The 19,388-nt window shown below is 46.0% G+C and carries 21 protein-coding genes and 2 pseudogenes; 16 read left to right on the top strand and 7 right to left on the bottom strand.

Translation table 11 applies throughout. From position 1 onward, the window contains the following. The first annotated feature begins 17 nt into the window (after positions 1-17). From BSI_RS03370 to BSI_RS03390, 5 genes are all read left to right on the top strand, one after another. Positions 18-956: a DMT family transporter gene (locus BSI_RS03370; protein WP_003241323.1), complete on the top strand. Its 939-nt coding sequence runs from the start codon at positions 18-20 to the stop codon at positions 954-956. A 96-nt stretch (positions 957-1,052) separates the two neighbouring features. After that, positions 1,053-1,733 carry a two-component system response regulator YcbL gene (gene ycbL, locus BSI_RS03375; RefSeq protein ID WP_080010731.1) on the top strand — a complete coding sequence of 227 codons (681 nt, stop codon included), beginning with the start codon at positions 1,053-1,055 and terminating at the stop codon, positions 1,731-1,733. Between the two features lies 1 nt (position 1,734). Next, positions 1,735-2,670: a HAMP domain-containing histidine kinase gene (locus BSI_RS03380; protein ID WP_003241319.1), complete on the top strand. Its 936-nt coding sequence runs from the start codon at positions 1,735-1,737 to the stop codon at positions 2,668-2,670. Positions 2,671-2,764: 94 nt separating this feature from the next. After that, positions 2,765-3,688, top strand: a complete 924-nt coding sequence (locus BSI_RS03385; RefSeq protein ID WP_003241317.1) for an ABC transporter ATP-binding protein — start codon at positions 2,765-2,767, stop codon at positions 3,686-3,688. 18 nt (positions 3,689-3,706) lie between these two features. Next, on the top strand, positions 3,707-4,393 hold the full coding sequence (locus tag BSI_RS03390; protein WP_080030904.1) for an ABC transporter permease: 687 nt from the start codon (positions 3,707-3,709) through the stop codon (positions 4,391-4,393). A gap of 20 nt (positions 4,394-4,413) precedes the next feature. On the opposite strand, the pseudogene BSI_RS23160 reads toward BSI_RS03390, so the two are convergent. After that, positions 4,414-4,476, bottom strand: a pseudogene (locus BSI_RS23160) (hypothetical protein); the annotation flags it as partial. Further along, positions 4,448-4,834 carry a YndM family protein gene (locus BSI_RS03395; RefSeq protein WP_003241312.1) on the bottom strand — a complete coding sequence of 129 codons (387 nt, stop codon included), beginning with the start codon at positions 4,832-4,834 and terminating at the stop codon, positions 4,448-4,450. The gene BSI_RS03395 and the pseudogene BSI_RS23160, both read right to left, overlap by 29 nt. Before the next feature lie 112 nt (positions 4,835-4,946). Here BSI_RS03395 and BSI_RS03400 point away from each other — a divergent pair, with 112 nt between their 5' ends. The 7 genes and pseudogenes from BSI_RS03400 (at position 4,947) to tatCd (ending at position 10,549) form a co-directional block, all read left to right on the top strand. Continuing rightward, a complete protein-coding gene (locus tag BSI_RS03400; protein ID WP_003241310.1) occupies positions 4,947-6,185 on the top strand; it encodes a serpin family protein in 1,239 nt (412 codons plus the stop codon). A gap of 82 nt (positions 6,186-6,267) precedes the next feature. Beyond that, positions 6,268-6,696, top strand: coding sequence for a cell wall hydrolase CwlJ (gene cwlJ / locus BSI_RS03405; protein ID WP_003241308.1), 429 nt, complete (start codon positions 6,268-6,270; stop codon positions 6,694-6,696). Positions 6,697-6,779: 83 nt separating this feature from the next. Beyond that, positions 6,780-7,511, top strand: a complete 732-nt coding sequence (locus BSI_RS03410) for a vWA domain-containing protein (protein WP_032732286.1) — start codon at positions 6,780-6,782, stop codon at positions 7,509-7,511. A gap of 79 nt (positions 7,512-7,590) precedes the next feature. Then, positions 7,591-7,767: pseudogene (locus tag BSI_RS0121570) on the top strand (hypothetical protein). 18 nt (positions 7,768-7,785) lie between these two features. Beyond that, positions 7,786-9,537: an alkaline phosphatase PhoD gene (phoD, locus tag BSI_RS03415; RefSeq protein ID WP_003241303.1), complete on the top strand. Its 1,752-nt coding sequence runs from the start codon at positions 7,786-7,788 to the stop codon at positions 9,535-9,537. A gap of 13 nt (positions 9,538-9,550) precedes the next feature. Beyond that, positions 9,551-9,763 (top strand): sec-independent protein translocase protein TatAD, encoded by a 213-nt coding sequence (gene tatAD / locus BSI_RS03420; protein WP_003223835.1) that lies wholly within the window; start codon positions 9,551-9,553, stop codon positions 9,761-9,763. Between the two features lie 60 nt (positions 9,764-9,823). Next, positions 9,824-10,549, top strand: a complete 726-nt coding sequence (gene tatCd / locus BSI_RS03425; RefSeq protein WP_003241301.1) for a sec-independent protein translocase protein TatCd — start codon at positions 9,824-9,826, stop codon at positions 10,547-10,549. On the opposite strand, the gene pcp is transcribed toward tatCd, so the two are convergent. Continuing rightward, positions 10,546-11,193 carry a pyroglutamyl-peptidase I gene (gene pcp / locus BSI_RS03430; RefSeq protein ID WP_003241299.1) on the bottom strand — a complete coding sequence of 216 codons (648 nt, stop codon included), beginning with the start codon at positions 11,191-11,193 and terminating at the stop codon, positions 10,546-10,548. The genes tatCd and pcp overlap by 4 nt on opposite strands. Before the next feature lie 80 nt (positions 11,194-11,273). Here pcp and BSI_RS03435 point away from each other — a divergent pair, with 80 nt between their 5' ends. Then, positions 11,274-12,386 (top strand): aminotransferase class V-fold PLP-dependent enzyme, encoded by a 1,113-nt coding sequence (locus BSI_RS03435; RefSeq protein WP_003241297.1) that lies wholly within the window; start codon positions 11,274-11,276, stop codon positions 12,384-12,386. A 42-nt stretch (positions 12,387-12,428) separates the two neighbouring features. Here BSI_RS03435 and lmr(B) read toward each other — a convergent pair whose 3' ends face one another. Further along, positions 12,429-13,868 carry a lincomycin efflux MFS transporter Lmr(B) gene (gene lmr(B) / locus BSI_RS03440; protein ID WP_080030898.1) on the bottom strand — a complete coding sequence of 480 codons (1,440 nt, stop codon included), beginning with the start codon at positions 13,866-13,868 and terminating at the stop codon, positions 12,429-12,431. Between the two features lie 54 nt (positions 13,869-13,922). Further along, the gene (gene lmrA, locus BSI_RS03445; protein WP_003241293.1) at positions 13,923-14,489 is read right to left on the bottom strand and encodes a transcriptional regulator LmrA; all 567 of its coding nucleotides are present in this window, start codon (positions 14,487-14,489) and stop codon (positions 13,923-13,925) included. Between the two features lie 218 nt (positions 14,490-14,707). Between lmrA and BSI_RS03450 the strand changes: the two genes are divergently transcribed. Then, positions 14,708-15,841, top strand: a complete 1,134-nt coding sequence (locus tag BSI_RS03450) for a type II asparaginase (RefSeq protein ID WP_003241289.1) — start codon at positions 14,708-14,710, stop codon at positions 15,839-15,841. Positions 15,842-16,012: 171 nt separating this feature from the next. Continuing rightward, positions 16,013-16,651: a lipase EstA gene (estA, locus tag BSI_RS03455; RefSeq protein WP_003241287.1), complete on the top strand. Its 639-nt coding sequence runs from the start codon at positions 16,013-16,015 to the stop codon at positions 16,649-16,651. Positions 16,652-16,688: 37 nt separating this feature from the next. Here the strand turns inward: estA and BSI_RS03460 are convergent, their stop codons facing one another. Next, a complete protein-coding gene (locus BSI_RS03460; RefSeq protein ID WP_032732285.1) occupies positions 16,689-17,072 on the bottom strand; it encodes an RDD family protein in 384 nt (127 codons plus the stop codon). 233 nt (positions 17,073-17,305) lie between these two features. Here BSI_RS03460 and BSI_RS03465 point away from each other — a divergent pair, with 233 nt between their 5' ends. After that, a complete protein-coding gene (locus BSI_RS03465; protein ID WP_003241283.1) occupies positions 17,306-18,385 on the top strand; it encodes a helix-turn-helix domain-containing protein in 1,080 nt (359 codons plus the stop codon). A gap of 39 nt (positions 18,386-18,424) precedes the next feature. On the opposite strand, the gene natK is transcribed toward BSI_RS03465, so the two are convergent. Then, entirely contained in the window at positions 18,425-19,381 is a 957-nt protein-coding gene (gene natK, locus BSI_RS03470; RefSeq protein WP_003241282.1) for a two-component system sensor histidine kinase NatK, read from the bottom strand. Positions 19,382-19,388: the final 7 nt, after the last annotated feature.

The raw sequence follows: 19,388 nt of genomic DNA, 5'->3' as shown, positions 1-19,388 counted from the left end.
AGAAAAGCTGAGCTGAGATGAGATTAGAAGAGCAGAGTGAGATTCGCAAGGCATCGGCAGGGACGGTTTTTTTGCTGATCGGAACGGTTTGTTTTGCATCTAAGTCGATTTGGATTAAATGCGCATATGAAATGGGTGCTGAGCCAGACGCGGTATTGTTATACAGGCAGCTGTTTGCTGTTCCGCTGTTTTGGCTGATTTTTTTGTTATACCGTCCGCCAATCCCAGACGGTATGAAAAAAGGGGATCTATGGAGGGCGTGTGTCGCGGGAGTGTTTTGTTTTTTTCTGTCTCCCTTGTTTGATTTTATCGGGCTGAACCATGTATCCGCAATGGTTGAGCGTATTTTGCTGATGAGCTATCCGGTGTTTATGATCGGATTCAACGCGTGTCGTGACCGGAAAATGGTTTCCATCCAAGACCTTTTCGCAGCGCTGATGGTCATGATCGGTTTTTTCTTTGCGCTCGGCGGCTGGAATGCTGAGCTTTTTCAGGCGAATATGATTGGATCTGTATTCATTTTGTTATCCTCGGCCGTTTATGCAGGTTATCTTGTCCTTTCCGGGCGTCTCGTCCATCAAATCGGCGGCATCCGACTCAATGCTTACGGGATGACAGCAGCCGGAGCGGTCATGATGCTTTACACAGGCATAAAGGCGGCGATCGGCATGAATACGCCAATGACAGCATATCCGGTTGCTGTGTACGGTTTGTTTGTGTTCATCGCAGTCGTCTCCACTGTGATTCCATTTGTGCTGATGCTTGAGGGCATAAAACGAATCGGGGCAATGCGAGCTGCCACTATTTCAATGGCAGGGCCTGTCCTGACGATTTTCTTTGGAGCCTTATTTCTCGGTGAGCGGCTCCAGCTTACTCAAACGATTGGATGCGCAGCCGTATTTATTGTCATAACGGGCATGGAATATAGAAAACTGAAAACAGGTAAAAATGAATAATTTTTGTAAAACACACACGTTTTTCAATTACAATAAGTGTAATCACGTGTGTGTTTTTTGATTTTGCAAAGGTTAGGTGAGAGAATGCAGCGCATATTGCTAGTAGAAGACGACCATTCAATCAGTGAAATGGTGGATCATTATTTAACAAAAGAAGGCTTTGAGATGGTACATGCTTTCGACGGTGAAGAAGGCATCCGGCTGTTTCAGCAGGATTCATACGATTTGATTCTGCTTGATATCATGCTCCCGAAGCTGAACGGCATGGATTTTCTGAAAATCATCCGGGAAAAAAGCAACGTTCCGGTTTTAATGATTTCGGCAAAAGACGGAGATGTGGACAAGGCATTGGGACTGGGATTTGGGGCGGATGATTATATCGCCAAACCGTTTTCGATGATTGAACTGACAGCCAGAGTAAAAGCCGCGATAAGGCGGGCGACGCAATATTCGGCGGAGGAACCGGCTGAGAATAAGGTGATCCGGATTCACCAGCTTACGATAGATATAGACAATGTCTCAGTTATGAAAAATGGGAAGCCGCTTCAGCTGACGTCAACAGAATGGCAGCTGCTGTGCCTATTTGCGGCAAATCCTAAAAAAGTGTTTACGAAAGAACAAATCTACCGTTCCGTCTGGAATAACGAGTACTTTGACGATCAAAATATCATTAACGTACATATGCGGCGGCTCAGAGAAAAGATTGAAGATGACCCCTCTTCTCCACAATACATTAAAACGTTATGGGGCATCGGTTATAAATTAGGAGAGTTTTAGAATGACAGTGTTATGGATGGCCGCTGTCATCGTTCTGGCGTGTCTGAATGTGATTCAATTCATGATGAAAAAGAAGCGGGACGGAAATCTGGCGTACATGGCAGAACAGCTTGGCGCCATGCTCAACCGGGATTCGGCAGGGCAAATTTTGCTTCATACAGACGATCAGGCACTCAAAGATCTGCTTGTTAACATCAACCTTTTCGTTGAGAATCGTCAGCAGGTCAGCGCCCGGTTTGCCAAAACAGAGCACTCCATGAAGCGGATGCTGACCAACATGTCGCACGATCTTAAAACGCCGTTAACGGTCATTCTTGGCTATATCGAAACGATTCAAAGTGACCCGGACATGCCGGACGAAGAGCGGGAAAGATTGCTGGGGAAGCTCCGCCAGAAAACAAATGAACTCATTCAAATGATCAACTCCTTTTTTGATTTAGCCAAATTAGAATCTGAAGATAAAGACATCCCGATCACCAAAATACATATGAACGACATATGCAAACGAAATATCCTGCACTATTATGACGCTGTTCAGTCAAAAGGCTTTCAAGCAGCCATCGAAATCCCGGATACGCCGGTGTATGCGCAGGCGAATGAAGAGGCATTGGACAGAATCCTGCAAAACCTATTATCCAATGCGATTCAATATGGCGCGGCCGGTAAGTTTATCGGCATGACGCTGTCGTATGATGAAACGAACATTGCCGTCACCGTATGGGATCGGGGAAAAGGGATCAGTGAAACCGATCAGCAGCGTGTGTTTGAGAGGCTGTACACACTTGAAGAATCAAGAAATAAAGCATTTCAAGGAAGCGGTCTCGGTTTAACCATCACGAAACGGCTTACAGAAAAAATGGGAGGCGCTATATCCGTTCAAAGCAAGCCGTACGAACGGACTGCATTTACGATCACATTGAAACGCATGACATATTAACAAACGTAAGAATTTCTTAAGATTTGAGAAATAAAAATGACAGGGCCCGCCTCTACAATAGAAAACAGGAAAAGAGAGGGAAGGAGAAACAAAGTTGACTTATATCGTACAAACAAACGGACTGACCAAAACGTATGAGGGCAAAGAAGTCGTCTCGAATGTCAGCATGCATATTAAAAAAGGCGAAATCTATGGCTTTCTCGGCCCAAACGGCGCGGGGAAAACAACCATTATGAAAATGCTGACGAGCCTTGTCAAACCGACAAGCGGTGAAATCAGCATCCTAGGAAATAAGCTCACCCACACGTCATACGAGGTGCTGGGGAACATCGGCAGCATGATTGAATATCCGATTTTTTATGAAAACCTGTCAGCTGCAGAAAATTTAGATCTGCATTGTGAATACATGGGGTACCACAATAAAAAAGCCATTCAAGAAGTGCTGGATATGGTGAATTTAAAACAAATCGACAAGAAGCCCGTCAAAACATTTTCGCTCGGTATGAAGCAGCGCCTTGGAATTGCGCGTGCCATCCTCACGAAGCCGGATCTGCTTATTTTGGATGAACCGGTGAATGGTCTTGATCCTATCGGCATTAAAAAGATCAGGCAATTGTTTCAAGTGCTGAGCAAAGAGTACGGTATGACGCTGCTGATCTCAAGCCACTTGCTGAGTGAAATCGAACAAATTGCGGACACGATCGGCGTCATTCGGGACGGCAGGCTGCTTGAAGAGGTGTCAATGGAAGATGTCAGAGGCCAGAACACTGAATATATCGAGCTTGTCACGCCGAATCAGACAAAGGCCTGCTTTGTGCTGGAGAAAGAGCTGCATTTAACTAACTTTAAAATGTTAAATGAGAAAACGATTCGAATTTACGAGACTGAAGCCTCTCAGGCTGCCATATCCAAAGCGTTGATTTTAAATGATGTAGACATTGAATCAATGAACAAAAAGTATACGTCGCTGGAGGATTATTTTATCAACTTGATCAACGGCAATAGCATCAGTGCGTAAAGGAGGAGAGACACGTTGATGAATTTGATCAAAATTGAATTAAGAAAAATGAAGGTGGGCTGGTATGTCAGAGGTGTTCTCATTGCCAACCTGATCATCATGGGCTTTTTGTGGCTGATCAGTTATTCAGAAAAAGCCGAGGGCGGGGTTTCGTTCCAAAGCATGGAGGAAGCGTTTCTCATCATCGGCACTTTTGTCAGAGCGGTATTTATCGTTTTTGGCGCAGTGCTGATCGCAAAATTGGTGATTTCGGAATATAAAAACAAAACCATTCTTGTGATGTTTACGTACCCGATCAGCCGTAAGAAACTGCTCACTGCTAAGCTCATGATTGCGGGCGGACTGACGTTTATCACGATTTTACTTTCGAACATACTCATTGCCGCCGGCTTCTTTTGGCTGAACTCGATCTACCATTTCATACCGGGAGAGCTTACTTCCGAGATCATTTCTCAGCAGGCCATAAAAATGGCGGTTTTCGCTTTTGGCGCCGCTGGAACCAGTTTAGTTCCCATCTTTTTTGGGATGCGTAAACACTCGGTTCCGGCAACCATCATTTCGTCTGTAGTGATTGTTATGCTCATCAGTTCAACAAGCCCGGGTTTCTCCATTTCGTCTGTTGTTTATATCCCATTATCTTTAGCGGCTTTTGGTTTGGTTTTTTCCTACATGGCGATCAGGAACGCAGACAAGCAGGATGCGTAAACAAAGGCGCCCAATATTCATAAAAGGCCGATGCTGCCAGCACCGGCCTATCTACTATGAATCTGTTCTTGTTTCAAGATAATGCTTCTTGCCAATTTCTTTGCTCATCATATAGAAGTGGAAGCAATATTCACCGATTGCCATGGCGATCGCGCCGAATAAAGCCGCCAATGCAACTTCACCGCCAGTCATCCCCATAGAAAGCGGCATGCCCATCAGCCAAATGACGAGAAAGGCCAGACCGAAATCAGCTAACGTCGCAATCATATTATTCCATCTCGGCAATACATAAAGATCGCCCAGCAAATAAGAAACAACCCCTAACACAATCGTCATTAAGAGCGTATCACCAAATGTGAAACCAAAGCCCAAACCAAGCACTAGATACAACACAATAATCGTCATAATACCTTTAATCGCGAGCGCTTTCACATGTGTCATTCCAAAGTACCTCCTTCTGTGATTCGATTTGTTATGTATGATTCCTCAAATGCAGAAAGTTAAACCTTAGATTGTGTTTTTACAGTCCATGTAAAGGAAGTGAATCGCTTGTATGAAAGGAAAGATGTTCACAGTGCTGCTGATGTTTATGCTTTTCGGGGGCGGATGCAAACCACCTGCTGAAGAACCGGCATCATCTGCTCAATCACCTGCTTCATCTGATGCTGCAAAAAACAAAGCTTACGACATTCATGAGGGTTTTATTGAAGCGGAGCGTATATTCGGAACCGAGTTGTTTCAAAACATGTCAGATAAAGACGGATTCACTGACAATCTGCTGATCTCCCCATACAGCTTGCAGCAAGTGCTGCTGATGGCTGCAAATGGAGCGGAGGGAGATACATTAAAAGAAATCAAAGCTGCTTTATATTTATCAGGCCTTCATGACAGCAGCATAAATAAGTCATCGTTGGCACTCATGAAAAGGTTTGAGTCATTGCCTGAAGGTGATCTGCTGACGGCCAATGCTGTATGGACAAGGCTTGAAGCCAAGCCAGACTTTAAACAAACGATTAAACAATTCTTCTCCGGCAGTATCTTTAAAATGGATGACAATATTCAGACCGCGGAGGACTCGATCAATCAGTGGACGGCTCACCAAACAAAAGGGCATATTGACGACATAGTGGATCATCTTTCGCCGGAAGCTGTTTCTCTTTTGGTAAACGCCGTTTACTTTCAAGAAAAGTGGGCGCTGCCGTTTGACCAGCATGTGACCGCTGAGGAGCATTTTTTTCTGCCTGACGGATCGGCCAAAAAACTGCTGATGATGAAGCAGACTGCACGCCACGAATACCTAGAAAGTGAACTGTTCCAAGCAGTCAAGCTTCCATATGAAGATCAACATCTTTCTTTCACTTTATTTCTGCCGAAGAAAAAGCCGGCTTCTTTCTTGTCTCTCTTCACGTATCAAAACATAAAAGCATGGGACAGCGCATTTCAGCCAAAAACAGTAGAGCTGAGCCTGCCCCGTTTTACGCTGAAAGGAAAGTATAACGTAAAACATGCTCTTCGCGATATGGGGATGAAATCCGTCTTTTCTGATGCAGACTTTTCCAGCATGTTTACTGAAGGCCGCGGTGTTTCGATCGATGATGTGAATCACCATACATTTATCAAGGTGGATGAAGCAGGAACCGAGGCTGCGGCTGCCTCGTCAGCTGAAATTGTTGAGTCCGCACTCACGCCAGATGTTACCTTGACGGCGGATCGCCCATTTTTCTTTGTCATCACAGATGAACAAACAAAATGCCTGTTGTTTTTAGGCTTTGTCGCAAATCCGAATGAATAAATTTAAAAACTTCTCTTGTCCCTCCGTCATCACTTTTGAAGTAATGAAATATGATGAAGGGAGATCAAGGGGAGGTGACGTGATGGCGGTCGTGAAAGCAACGAGTGCGGATGTCGATTTGCTGGCAAGGCTGCTCAGAGCAGAAGCGGAAGGTGAAGGCAAGCAGGGGATGCTGCTTGTCGGCAACGTGGGAATCAATCGGTTGCGGGCAAATTGCTCAGATTTTAAAGGCCTCCGGACCATCAGGCAGATGATTTTTCAGCCGCACGCGTTTGAGGCTGTAACTCATGGATATTTTTATCAAAGAGCACGGGAAAGCGAGCGGAGCCTGGCACGCCGGTCAATAAACGGTGAAAGACGCTGGCCTGCAAAATTTAGTTTGTGGTACTTCAGGCCGGAGGGAAACTGTCCATCCCAGTGGTATAACCAGCCGTTTGTGGCCAGATTTAAGTCACACTGCTTTTATCAGCCGACAGCGGAAACGTGTGAAAATGTATATAACACATTTTAGAGACAGGACGCCGTTCAAATTGAGCGGTGTTTTTCTTTGAAAAGATATACAATGGAGAAAAAAGAGCTGACGGAGATGACAGAATGGCAACAATCGACCTGCAAAAGAAAAGCGTAAAGATCGTACTGGAGAAAAAGCAATTAACGAAGGTGACGGCTCGTGTCGGACTGGTGCTTGATATTACGGGTTCAATGAGAACACTCTACAAAAACGGGACGGTTCAAAACGTGGTGGAACGGATTTTGGCAGTGGCTGATCAGTTTGATGATAACGGCTTGCTGGATGTATGGGAGTATGATAATGAATTCTCCCGATTAAAGCCAGTCTCTGAAAAAGATTTTTCGGGCTATGTTGATCGTGAAATTTTGAATAATGACCGTCTGCATAAATTCGGCAGAAATGATGAGCCGCCGGTCATGAAAGACGTGCTGCGCAAATATGTTGCGGAGGAACCGAGTTCATATCCCGCTTTCATCGTTTTTATCAATGACGGAGGCTGTAAAAAGTCGATCAAACCGATCATTGAAGCTTCCTCTGATAAACCGGTGTTTTGGCAGTTTGTCGGCATCGGAAACGGAAACTTCGATTTTCTCAATACATTGGATACGTTAGAAGGGCGTGCAGTTGACAACACAAACTTCCTGCATATCGAAGAAATTGACTCCATTTCTGATGAAGAGCTTTACGACGCTCTGCTTACTGAATTTCCATTTTGGCTGAAAGAAGCGAAGGAAAAAGGAATTATAAGAGATCAAGAACCTCCTGCTGAAAAGCCGAAAAAGAAGGGCTTTTTCAGCCGATTGTTTTCGAAATAACAGATACGGCACTGAGTCATTTTGCGAAATGGCTCGGTGTTTTTGTTTTTTTAAGATCATGTGAAGAAAAATAGTCCGAATGGGCGGCTTGCAAACGACAGAACATGCAGAAAACGCGCCGTTTAGCCAGCTTTCGGCATGTTTCAGCGGCAGGTTTGTGAGTGAAGACCTGTTTCTGTAGTTCAGCGCTTACAATCGGTTCACACTTCTTCACAGCCATTTAACAATGATTCCCTATAATGGAGGCGATCAATGAGAAGAGAGGGGATCTTGAATGGCATACGACAGTCGTTTTGATGAATGGGTACAGAAACTAAAAGAGGAAAGCTTTCAAAACAGTACGTTTGACCGCCGCAAATTTATTCAAGGAGCGGGGAAGATTGCAGGACTTTCTCTTGGATTAACCATTGCTCAGTCAGTTGGTGCATTTGAAGTAAATGCTGCGCCTAAGTTCTCGAGCTATCCGTTTACGTTAGGGGTCGCGTCTGGAGATCCGCTTTCTGACAGTGTCGTGCTTTGGACGCGCCTGGCGCCAGATCCGCTGAACGGCGGGGGAATGCCGAATCAGGCGGTCCCAGTCAAATGGGAGGTCGCAAAGGATGAGCATTTCCGCAAGATCGTGAGAAAGGGCACTGAAATGGCCAAACCAAGTCTCGCCCACTCCATTCACGTGGAAGCGGACGGGCTTGAACCAAACAAAGTGTACTATTACCGTTTCAAAACCGGTCATGAACTAAGCCCTGTCGGAAAAACAAAAACGCTTCCTGCCCCTGGCGCCAATGTGGAGAAAATGACCTTTGCGTTTGCTTCCTGCCAGCAATATGAGCATGGATATTATACAGCCTACAAGCATATGGCGAAGGAAAAACTTGATCTTGTCTTCCATCTCGGTGATTACATATATGAATACGGTCCAAATGAATATGTATCAAAAACAGGCAATGTCCGCACGCACAGCAGCGCGGAAATCATTACGCTGCAAGACTATCGGAACCGCCATGCCCAATACCGTTCTGACGCCAATTTAAAAGCTGCTCATGCAGCGTTCCCTTGGGTTGTGACGTGGGATGACCATGAAGTGGAAAACAACTACGCCAATAAAATACCGGAAAAAGGACAGTCGGTTGAAGCATTCGTGCTCCGCCGTGCGGCTGCGTATCAGGCGTACTATGAACATATGCCGCTCCGCATCTCCTCTCTGCCGAATGGCCCGGATATGCAGCTGTACCGGCACTTTAACTACGGAAACCTGGCGTCCTTCAATGTCCTTGATACCCGCCAGTACAGGGATGACCAAGCCAATAACGACGGCAATAAGCCGCCTTCTGATGAATCGCTCAATCCGAATCGGACTCTGTTAGGAAAAGAACAGGAGCAGTGGCTCTTCAACAATTTGAGCAGCTCGACTGCCTACTGGAATGTGCTGGCGCAGCAGATTTTCTTTGCGAAGTGGAATTTCGGGACAAGTGCAAGCCCGATCTACAGCATGGATTCGTGGGACGGCTACCCGGCTCAGCGCGAACGGGTCGTCAATTTCATTAATAGCAAAAATCTAAATAACGTTGTCGTGCTGACAGGAGATGTACACGCAAGCTGGGCATCGAATCTCCACGTCGATTTTAATAAAACAAGCTCAAAAATTTTCGGAGCTGAATTTGTCGGCACCTCAATCACATCTGGAGGAAACGGAGCGGATAAGCGGGCGGATACTGATCAAATTTTAAAGGAAAACCCGCATATCAAGTTCTTTAACGATTATCGCGGATATGTCCGCTGTACAGTGACGCCTCACCAGTGGAAAGCTGATTACCGGGTGATACCGTTCGTGACAGAGCCGGGCGCAGCCATTTCAACACGTGCTTCATTCGTTTATCAGAAAGACCAAACCGGGTTGAGAAAGGTATCATCCACAACGATCCAAGGCGGGGTGAAGCAATCCGATGAGGTCGAGGAGGATCGTTTCTTTGCTCACAACAAAGCCCACGAAAAACAAATGATTAAGAAACGGGCAAAAATCACGAATTAAGGAGTGAAAAAACATGTTTTCAAACATTGGTATACCGGGCTTGATTCTGATCTTTGTCATCGCCCTCATTATTTTTGGCCCTTCCAAGCTGCCGGAAATCGGGCGTGCCGCCGGACGGACACTGCTGGAATTTAAAAGCGCCACAAAATCACTTGTGTCTGGTGATGAAAAAGAAGAAAAATCAGCTGAGCTGACAGCGGTAAAGCAGGACAAAAACGCGGGCTGAGTGCTGAAGAGGCAGACACCGGGTCTGCCTCTTTCTTTATGAAAGGGAGGGCTTTTTTGAATGGATAAAAAAGAAACCCATTTGATCGGGCATTTAGAAGAGCTTCGCCGCCGGATTATTGTGACCCTCGCGGCATTTCTTCTATTTCTCATCACGGCTTTTTTGTTTGTGCAGGACATTTATGACTGGCTGATCAGAGATTTGGACGGAAAGCTGGCTGTGCTTGGCCCGAGTGAAATCCTCTGGGTGTATATGATGCTTGCCGGCATTTGTGCCATTGCGGCTACCATCCCTGTTGCCGCGTACCAGCTGTGGCGTTTCGTTGCACCGGCGCTTACGAAAACAGAGCGCAGGGTGACACTCATGTACATACCCGGGTTGTTTGCATTGTTTTTGGCGGGCATCTCCTTTGGATACTTCGTCTTGTTTCCGATCGTGCTAAGCTTTTTGACTCATTTGTCTTCCGGCCATTTTGAAACGATGTTTACGGCTGACCGCTATTTCAGGTTTATGGTGAATTTGAGCCTGCCGTTCGGCTTTCTGTTTGAAATGCCTTTGGTGGTGATGTTTTTAACAAGGTTGGGCATCTTAAATCCATACCGGCTGGCCAAAGCGAGAAAGCTGTCCTATTTTCTGCTGATCGTCGTGTCCATATTGATTACACCGCCTGATTTTATTTCTGATTTTCTTGTGATGATCCCGCTGCTTGTCCTGTTTGAAGTAAGTGTCACCCTATCGGCGTTTGTCTACAAAAAAAGGCTGACGAGCGAAACGGCGGCCGCTTAATGCAGCGTACCGCCTGGTGATTTCAAATCCTGATCATACTGTGCGGCCGTAACAGCGGCGATCCTTAACGCTCGGACAATCATGTCCAGACTGAGGCTCGGCGCTGTTTTGTCGATGGTTTGCTCAGGAATGTAAGGGATATGAATAAACCCGCCGCGAGGGTGTGGGAATGTACGGCTAATGTGATCCATTAACCCGTAGAACAAATAGTTGCATACAAATGTGCCCGCTGTGTAGGAAACCGCGGCTGGAATGCCGTTTTCCTTCATTTTTTCAGTCATTCGTTTAACGGGAAGTCCTGTCCAGTAAGCGGCGGGCCCTTCAGGAGAAATCTCTTCATCAATCGGCTGCTGTCCTTCATTATCAGGGATGCGCGCGTCTGCAAGGTTGACCGCCACCCGTTCCGGCGTGACCTGCATTCGCCCTCCGGCTTGGCCGACACAAATCACGATATCCGGCTGATGCTTCTGAATGGCTTGGCGCAGAGTGTCCAGAGCGGTTCTAAAAACAGTCGGAATTTGTTCTGCTGTGATGATTGCTTCATCCGTCTCGAAGCCATTCAGCCGTTTCGCCGCTTCCCATGATGGATTGACGGTTTCTTTGTCAAAAGGGTCGAAGCCTGTGATCAGCACTTTTTTTCTCATCTTCCCATCTCCTTTTTTCCTTTTATTCTATTGTTTATTTATGGGTTTTTCATCAAAATAATGAAAAGGAGTGAATCACAATGGAGCATTTGCCGCAGGAGTATCGTCAGCTGTTCCCAATCGTGCAGACACATACCATGCTTGCCAGCTGTTCACAGAGCGCGTTGGCAGAGCCTGTATCAAGGGCGATCAAAGACTATCATGACAGCCTGCTGTACATGGGGACGAACTGGAATGAAGCGATCGAAAAAACAGAGAGTGCCAGAATCGAGTTTGCAAAGCTGATAGGGGCTGAACCGGATGAAATTGCGATTGTGCCGTCAGTTTCTGATGCGCTGGTTTCTGCAGTATCATCCTTGTCTGTTTTCAGAAAGAAGCATGTTGTGTATACAGAGATGGATTTTCCGGCTGTGTCTCATATTTTGCAGGCACAATCCGATTATAACGTATCTGTGATCCCTTCAATAGACGGTGAGCTGCCGCTCGAACAATATGAAACGCATATTACGGATGAGACAGTGCTGACATGTGTTCCGCACGTTCATTACCGTGACGGCAGCATTCAGGATGTAAAGGCCATCGCCGCCATTGCTAAGAGAAAGGGTTCTTTGTTATTTGTGGATGCTTATCAATCAGCGGGGCACATTCCCATTGACGTGAAGGCGTGGGGCGTAGATATACTGGCGGCAGGCGCCCGAAAGTATTTGCTCGGCATACCGGGCATGGCATTTCTTTATGTGAGAAAGGAGCTGGCGGATGCACTGAAGCCAAAAGCATCAGCTTGGTTCGGGCGGGAAAACGGGGATGGCGCCTCTTATGCGAAAGGCGCGCGGCGTTTTCAGACAGGCACCCCTGCTTTTATCAGCGTATACGCAGCGGCAGCGGCTTTATCACTGCTGAATCATATCGGGGTTTCTCATATCCGGGAACATGTAAAAACGATCTGTGCCGATGCAGTTCAATATGCTGCTGAAAAAGGCCTGGAGCTAGCGATAGCATCAGCGGGAGAGCAGCCGGGCATGGTTGCGATTCGGGATGAGCGGGCATCAGAAACGGCGGCGCTGCTGAGGAAGAAAAAAGTGATTTGCGCGCCGCGGGACACTGTCATCCGTCTCGCTCCTCACTTTTATAACACGAAGGATGAATTGCGTCATGCGATTGATGAAATCGCGGAAATCGCGCTCCACATGTAAACATAAAAAAGCCCCTGAACACAAGGTCAGGGGCTTTTCATATTAATGATCGACTTTAACCCGCTTTAAGAAGAAAGCGCCAATTAAACCGATAATCGCAACAATCATTGCAAACACAAACGCGTGCTGCACGCCCGCTGTCAAAGCCTGCGGGATGACTGCCGGATCGGCAGGGTTTTTGACTGTGCTCATATAATCATGCTGGCCTGCAGCCATAATGCTGACCGCAACCGCTGTTCCGATAGCGCCCGCCATTTGCTGCAGCGTGTTCATGATAGCGGTGCCGTCTGGATAAAACTCGCGCGGCAGCTGGTTTAAACCATTTGTCTGCGCAGGCATCATGATCATAGAGATCCCGATCATCAAGCAAGTGTGCAGGATGATAATCAACGCAGCCGTTGAAGTGGTCGTGATGTTTGAGAAGAACCAAAGGACAACAGTAACAATCACAAATCCGGGAATGACAAGCCATTTCGGTCCGTATTTGTCGAACAAACGGCCTGTAACGGGGGACATAAATCCGTTTAAAATGCCGCCCGGCAAGAGAATAAGACCAGAAGCAAATGCCGTCAGGACTAAGCCGCCTTGCAGATACATCGGCAGAAGCAGCATAGACGAAAGGATGACCATCATGCAAATGAACACCATAATAACACCCAAAATAAACATTGGGTATTTGAATGCACGGAGGTTCATCATCGGCTGCTTCATCGTCAGCTGGCGGATTGAAAATAGGATAAGACCGACAACGCCGACAATCAGTGAGACGATCACAGTCGGGCTGGACCATCCGCCGGAGCCTTCACCTGCGTTGCTGAATCCAAATACAATGCCGCCGAAACCAATCGTCGACAGAATGATAGACAATACATCAATTTTCGGCTTTGTAATGTCAGATACATTTTGCATGTATGCAATACCGAAAACAAGCGCCAGCACCAGGAACGGAAGAGAGATCCAGAAAATCCAGTGCCAGTTGAGATGCTCCAGAACCAATCCGGAGAAAGTCGGGCCGATGGCGGGCGCGAACATAATGACAAGCCCGATCGTTCCCATCGCCGCGCCCCGTTTATGAGGCGGGAAAATCACCAAGATCGTGTTAAACATCAGCGGCAGTAAAAGCCCGGTTCCGAGTGCCTGAACGATCCTCGCCGCTAATAAAAACGAGAAGCTTGGCGCAAGCGCCGCGATCAACGTGCCTATGATAGAAAAGATAAGCGATACGATAAAAAGCTGTCTTGTTGTGAACCACTGCAATAGCAATCCTGATACAGGAACGAGGATACCGAGTACAAGCAGGTAGCCTGTGGTTAACCATTGAACGGTTGCCGCTGTAATGTTCAATTCCTTCATAAGATCGGTTAACGCAATGTTCAGGGCCGTTTCACTGAACATGCCGATAAAACCGGCCAACAGCAAGGAAATCATAATCGGCATCACTTTGTATTGCTGAGATGCTTTAGCTGCTGTTTCCAAAATTATTACCCCTCTCTGTCAGCTGAATGTATTCATTCAGCTTGTATAAGTATGTCATTTTTATCTCTTCAGCAGACCAGGAATGCGGTTGGAGATTTGAAGGAGCGGTGTGCTGTTTTTTGCCGTCAAAGATAAAAGAATACCGCCTTCAATCATCGCGTTAATTACGGTGCCGGCTTCCTTAGCATGGCTCTCGCTGTAGCCTGTCTTCCGCAGTTTTTCCTCATACACTAGGGCCCACTCTTTGTAGGCTTCATGGCAGGCTTCCCGCAACGGTTCGCTTTTTAATGACGTTTCAGCCGCAAGCAAGCCGACAGGCAAGCCCTCAATGTCTTCCGTGCATGAAAATTGGCAGGAGAGCTCCTTCAAAAAGGCTTGAATGCCTTCCGCTGGATCGTTGTAGGCTTCCATGCAGTCCGCGATTTTCTGGCGGATATATTCCTTCATCTCATTCACTGCTTCGATCGCCAGCTGTTCTTTACCGCCCGGAAAATGGTAGTAAAGAGAACCTTTAGGCGCTCCGCTTTCCTTTATAATCTGGTTCAGCCCCGTGCCGTAATACCCTTGCAGCTGAAAAAGCCGGGTAGCTGCCGAAAGGATTTTTTCACGGGAATCTCCATAACCCATAACATTCCCACCTTACTGAATTGCAATCAAAAATATAGTGACTGGTCTATTATCTTGATTCAACCATCAGTTGTCAAGAAAAATTCTTTGTATGAAAAAACAAAAAAAGAAGTATATGACAACTTGAAAAAAGCAGAGAGAAAAGCTGACACGTTTTTTGACTGAATAAATAAAATATTCAATCATTAAACATCATAAGGACGTAAGGAGAGAAACAGATGAAAAAACAACGATTGCTCATACTCACTCTTTTTACCGCACTATTGCTGGCTTTTACCGGATGCTCACAATCTCCTGAAACAAAAGAATCCCCGAAAGAAAAACCGCAGACGCAAAAAGTCTCTTCGGCTTCCGCCTCTGGAAAAAAGGACCGGCCAAACATTAAAATTTTAGCGACAGGAGGCACGATTGCAGGGGCCGATAAATCGAAAACCTCGACCACTGAATATAAATCAGGTGTCGTCGGCGTTGAATCACTGATCGAGGCGGTTCCGGAAATGAAGGACATTGCGAACGTCAGCGGCGAGCAGATTGTTAACGTCGGCAGCACAAACATTGATAATAAAATATTGCTGAAGCTGACGAAACGCATTAACAAATTGCTCGCTTCAGATGATGTAGATGGAATCGTCGTGACCCATGGAACCGATACATTGGAAGAAACAGCTTATTTTTTGAACCTCACTGTGAAAAGTGATAAACCGGTTGTTGTTGTCGGTTCTATGAGACCGTCCACAGCCATCAGCGCCGACGGGCCGTCTAACCTGTACAATGCAGTTAAAGTGGCAGGCACACCTGAGGCAAAAGGAAAAGGGGCGCTCGTCGTTCTTAACGACCGCATTGCCTCAGCCCGCTATGTGACCAAAACAAACACAACCGCAACGGATACATTTAAATCAGAAGAAATGGGATACGTCGGAACGATAGCTGATGATATCTATTTTAATAATGAAATCACCCGCAGGCATACGAAGGATACCGATTTCTCAGTTTCTAATCTTGATCAGCTGCCGCAAGTAGATATTATGTACGGATACCAAAATGACGGAAGCTACCTGTTTGACGCGGCTGTGAAAGCTGGAGCAAAAGGGATTGTCTATGCTGGTTCTGGGAACGGGTCTTTATCTGACGCAGCCGAAAAAGGAGCGGTCAGCGCAGTCAAAAAAGGCGTCACTGTGGTGCGCTCAACCCGTACGGGAAATGGTGCCGTGACACCAAACCAAGACTATGCGGAAAAAGACCTGCTGGCATCGAACTCTTTAAACCCGCAAAAAGCACGGATATTGCTGATGCTGGCGCTCACCAAAACAGACGATCCACACAAGATCCAAGCTTATTTCAATGAGTATTAAAGAAAAGAAGGCGAAAAGGCCTTCTTTTTTTGGGCATTTTAGGATCAAAAAACAGCAAAATTTCCTCTGAACCTTAAAATCTCATTAAAATTAAGTAAAAATTACCCTTTACTTAATTAATTTGTCAAAGTAATATAATTGAAGAATTTGTTACAAAAAAAGGAGGATATTATGAAATTTGTAAAAAGTAAGTTCATTGCACTTGTAACAATTTTGATGCTGTCAGTCACATCGCTGTTTGCGATGCAGCCGTCAGCAAAAGCCGCTGAACACAATCCAGTCGTGATGGTTCACGGTATTGGAGGAGCGTCATTCAATTTTGCGGGAATTAAGAGTTATTTGGCGTCTCAAGGCTGGTCGCGGGACAAGCTGTATGCGGTTGATTTTTGGGACAAGACAGGCACGAATTATAACAATGGCCCGGTATTATCACGATTTGTGCAAAAGGTTTTGGATGAAACGGGTGCGAAAAAGGTGGATATTGTCGCTCACAGCATGGGGGGCGCGAACACACTTTACTACATAAAAAATTTGGACGGCGGAAATAAAATTGAAAATGTCGTAACGCTTGGCGGCGCGAACCGTTTGGTGACAAACAAGGCGCTCCCAGGAACAGATCCGAATCAAAAGATTTTATACACATCCATTTACAGCAGTGCCGATATGATTGTCATGAATTATTTATCAAGATTAGACGGTGCTAAAAACGTTCAAATTCATGGTGTTGGGCACATCGGTTTATTGATGAACAGCCAAGTCAACAGCTTGATTAAAGAAGGACTGAACGGCGGAGGCCAAAATACGAACTAACGAGATACATAACCTTGAAGAATGCTATTCTTCAAGGTTATTCTGCTTTCAGCACAATTGTTTTCGCAGCCATATCATGAACGGCTTGTTTTTTCTTCGTAAATGCGGCTGTCAAATAGATCAGGCGGGAGAACACATGCACCCACGCTATCAGGTAACGGACAATCGCCTGTGGGACGGATATTTTTTCATATGTTTCGTCTCTCACGATTTGCAGCCCGATGATTTTTTTGCCCAGTGTACCCCTCCAATTTGTCAGCGGCATCAGCAAAGGATACACAAGCAACATCAATATGGCGATAATAATGACGCCGGCGGACCCGTCGCCAAACGTAAATCCGGCTGCCAAAATCACTGCTGCGGCAATGATCACATCAAGTAAAAGAGCGCAGGCGCGCAGCATAAAACCAGCTGGTTCCAACATAAACACTCCTTAAAATTTTACATAAATACCTAACCATTGTAAAAAAGAGGGCCTAAAGTGGGAATAGGTTATAAGTCTTAAATCACAAAAGTTGGTGTAAAAGTCATAGGTAAATTGACATCATCAGCCAACTTATCATATTACCAAATTCTTTTTTAGCCCGAAACCAAGCCCTCAGAAGTTATTTTTGTTAAAATAGAAAAGTTACAACAGAATTCGGAGGGTTTATTGTGGGAAAAGTGAAACGAAATGCCCCTTGCCCATGCGGCAGCGGCAAGAAATATAAAAAATGCTGCGGAAGTAAAGTTGTCGACTTCCCGACAGAACTAGCGGCAAAAGAAGCAAAACAAATTCAGGAAGACTTAGTGGAGTATGCCTTCACAGTACATAGAGAAAGCATTTCAGGCTTTATCAACCAGCATGATTTTCTTTCTGCTATGGACAGACAGACGAAAGACATCAGCGTATTTAATTTAGGAATCTGGGGAATCTTCTTCCATCAGCTTGCTGGTGAAAAGACAATCTTCGAAGAGTACCTTCAGAAAAAAGGCGATTCGATCACTCGTCCGAAAACGCGTGAGATCGTTGAATCATGGAAGAGCATGACGCCTGCTTTATTGCTGTTGCAAGACCTGAAAGAAGGTGTCATTCACTTTGAAGATGTCATTACGAAAAAACAATTCGAAGTGGAAATGGACGCCAATAACCAAGACCTCCCGCCAGTGGGAAGCCTGATTCTCGGATATCCAATCCACGAAGCGGAAAAAGCGGAATTCTTCATGCAGTTCACGATCTTCCCGGTGAAGAGAACAGAAGCACTGATCAGCAAGGTGAAGAAATATGCGGATGCCGCTGTGAAGAACGGCAAAACGCCGGAGGACTTCATGAAGCAGGAATTCAACAATGTTCTGTTCGCGCTGTTAGCGGAGAAAGATGAAGAGCCGCAAGCAGAGACAGCAGCGGAAGAAAGCAGTGTTGAGTGGGCAAACGACATGGAGAAAGAAACAGCTGCGGCTATCGAAGAAGGCTTGAGCGGAGATGAGTATCCGACTGAATTGATTCCGGCTGTCATTGATATCTGGAAAACATTCTGCGAGAAAAAATCACCTGTCATCAGAAAACCGGAAGCTTTTGCGGCGGCAGTTGAATATTATGTGAATGCAATTTCTCTTAACGGCGCGTCCGTTTCTCAAGCCAAACTGGCGAAAAAATACGGCGTCAGCGCATCAACGATTTCCAGCCGTTACAAAGAAATTGAAAGCACACTGCAGGATGAAGCGGACCGTTTTGCACAAGCATTATCCTCATAATGAAAAAAACCTTGAAAAGCCGGGCTTTTCAAGGTTTTTTTATTTCTGAAACGGAATTTTGATTTCTAACCGGAAGACGGGGTGGCGGTAGGTAAAATCCAGCCTGCCAAAAGCGCTCTTCACCAGTTTTTGAATGATATACGTGCCCATGCCTTCATGAGGGCCGCTTTTCGTGGAACGGCCAAACGATTGATACAGTGTATCGAGCACTTTTGGGTCCATGCCAGGCGTGCTGTTTTCACAAATCAGCACATAAAGCCCGCTTCGCAGCGAGGTTTCCAGCTTAATCTCCGCTTTTTCTTGGGTCTCCGCCGCGCTGTCGAGCGCATTTTCCAATATGTTGCCGACCAAGCTGACCTGATCAGCTGGTGAAAACGGAAGTGAAGAAAGCGGTGTATGCATATGCAGTGAAACCGTGATACCTGAAACACGTGCTTTTTCAAGAAAATCATAAAGCACTCCTGCAACGTACGCATTCTCTCCCTTCAAAAACCGGTCATATTGACTGTACTGATCCGCCCAGTTTTGAATATATGCTTGTGTATCTGCCTTGGACTGCGCAGATCGGATCGCTGTTATATGCTTCATTGTGTCGTGATTCCGGCTTCTGACGTCCATCAGCATCCGATTGGCATGCTGTTCCGCTTGAGTCAGCTGAACAATTTTGTCAGAAAACCTAGCCAGCGAAGCAGACTGTCCGATACGGAGCCCTTCACATGCTGCAAATATCACGATCACAAACAATGCCGGTAATATAGTCGCGCCATTCAGCACAGCCGCCGCTGACATCAATTGGATCACAGCAATCCACGCACAAAGCTGGAAGGAACAGCGGTCCCACACCCGCTTCATTTTCCATAGGTACAATCCTGCTGCCGCTGCGCCTAAAGCAGCGGCGAGCCAAGAGAGGGCTGTACTGTGCGAAAGAGCAGCAGCCCCCTGATAAAATATGAAACTAAATAAAAACAGATAAAGACATTGAAAAAGGGTAATCACATCCTGA

It is taken from the genome of Bacillus inaquosorum KCTC 13429 (assembly GCF_000332645.1).
GTDB classification, from domain to species: Bacteria; Bacillota; Bacilli; order Bacillales; family Bacillaceae; genus Bacillus; species Bacillus inaquosorum.
Note: the sequence above shows the minus strand (reverse complement) of the source record. Positions and strands in the feature narration are given on the sequence as shown.

Coding starts and splice junctions, on each gene's coding strand:
- tatCd (WP_003241301.1), top strand. CDS start 9,824: ATGGATAAAAAAGAAACCCATTTGATCGGGCATTTAGAAGAGCTTCGC.
- BSI_RS03395 (WP_003241312.1), bottom strand. CDS start 4,834: ATGACACATGTGAAAGCGCTCGCGATTAAAGGTATTATGACGATTATT.
- pcp (WP_003241299.1), bottom strand. CDS start 11,193: ATGAGAAAAAAAGTGCTGATCACAGGCTTCGACCCTTTTGACAAAGAA.
- BSI_RS03370 (WP_003241323.1), top strand. CDS start 18: ATGAGATTAGAAGAGCAGAGTGAGATTCGCAAGGCATCGGCAGGGACG.
- phoD (WP_003241303.1), top strand. CDS start 7,786: ATGGCATACGACAGTCGTTTTGATGAATGGGTACAGAAACTAAAAGAG.
- cwlJ (WP_003241308.1), top strand. CDS start 6,268: ATGGCGGTCGTGAAAGCAACGAGTGCGGATGTCGATTTGCTGGCAAGG.
- BSI_RS03410 (WP_032732286.1), top strand. CDS start 6,780: ATGGCAACAATCGACCTGCAAAAGAAAAGCGTAAAGATCGTACTGGAG.
- BSI_RS03380 (WP_003241319.1), top strand. CDS start 1,735: ATGACAGTGTTATGGATGGCCGCTGTCATCGTTCTGGCGTGTCTGAAT.
- tatAD (WP_003223835.1), top strand. CDS start 9,551: ATGTTTTCAAACATTGGTATACCGGGCTTGATTCTGATCTTTGTCATC.
- lmrA (WP_003241293.1), bottom strand. CDS start 14,489: ATGGGTTATGGAGATTCCCGTGAAAAAATCCTTTCGGCAGCTACCCGG.
- BSI_RS03435 (WP_003241297.1), top strand. CDS start 11,274: ATGGAGCATTTGCCGCAGGAGTATCGTCAGCTGTTCCCAATCGTGCAG.
- BSI_RS03400 (WP_003241310.1), top strand. CDS start 4,947: ATGAAAGGAAAGATGTTCACAGTGCTGCTGATGTTTATGCTTTTCGGG.
- estA (WP_003241287.1), top strand. CDS start 16,013: ATGAAATTTGTAAAAAGTAAGTTCATTGCACTTGTAACAATTTTGATG.
- BSI_RS03390 (WP_080030904.1), top strand. CDS start 3,707: ATGAATTTGATCAAAATTGAATTAAGAAAAATGAAGGTGGGCTGGTAT.
- BSI_RS03450 (WP_003241289.1), top strand. CDS start 14,708: ATGAAAAAACAACGATTGCTCATACTCACTCTTTTTACCGCACTATTG.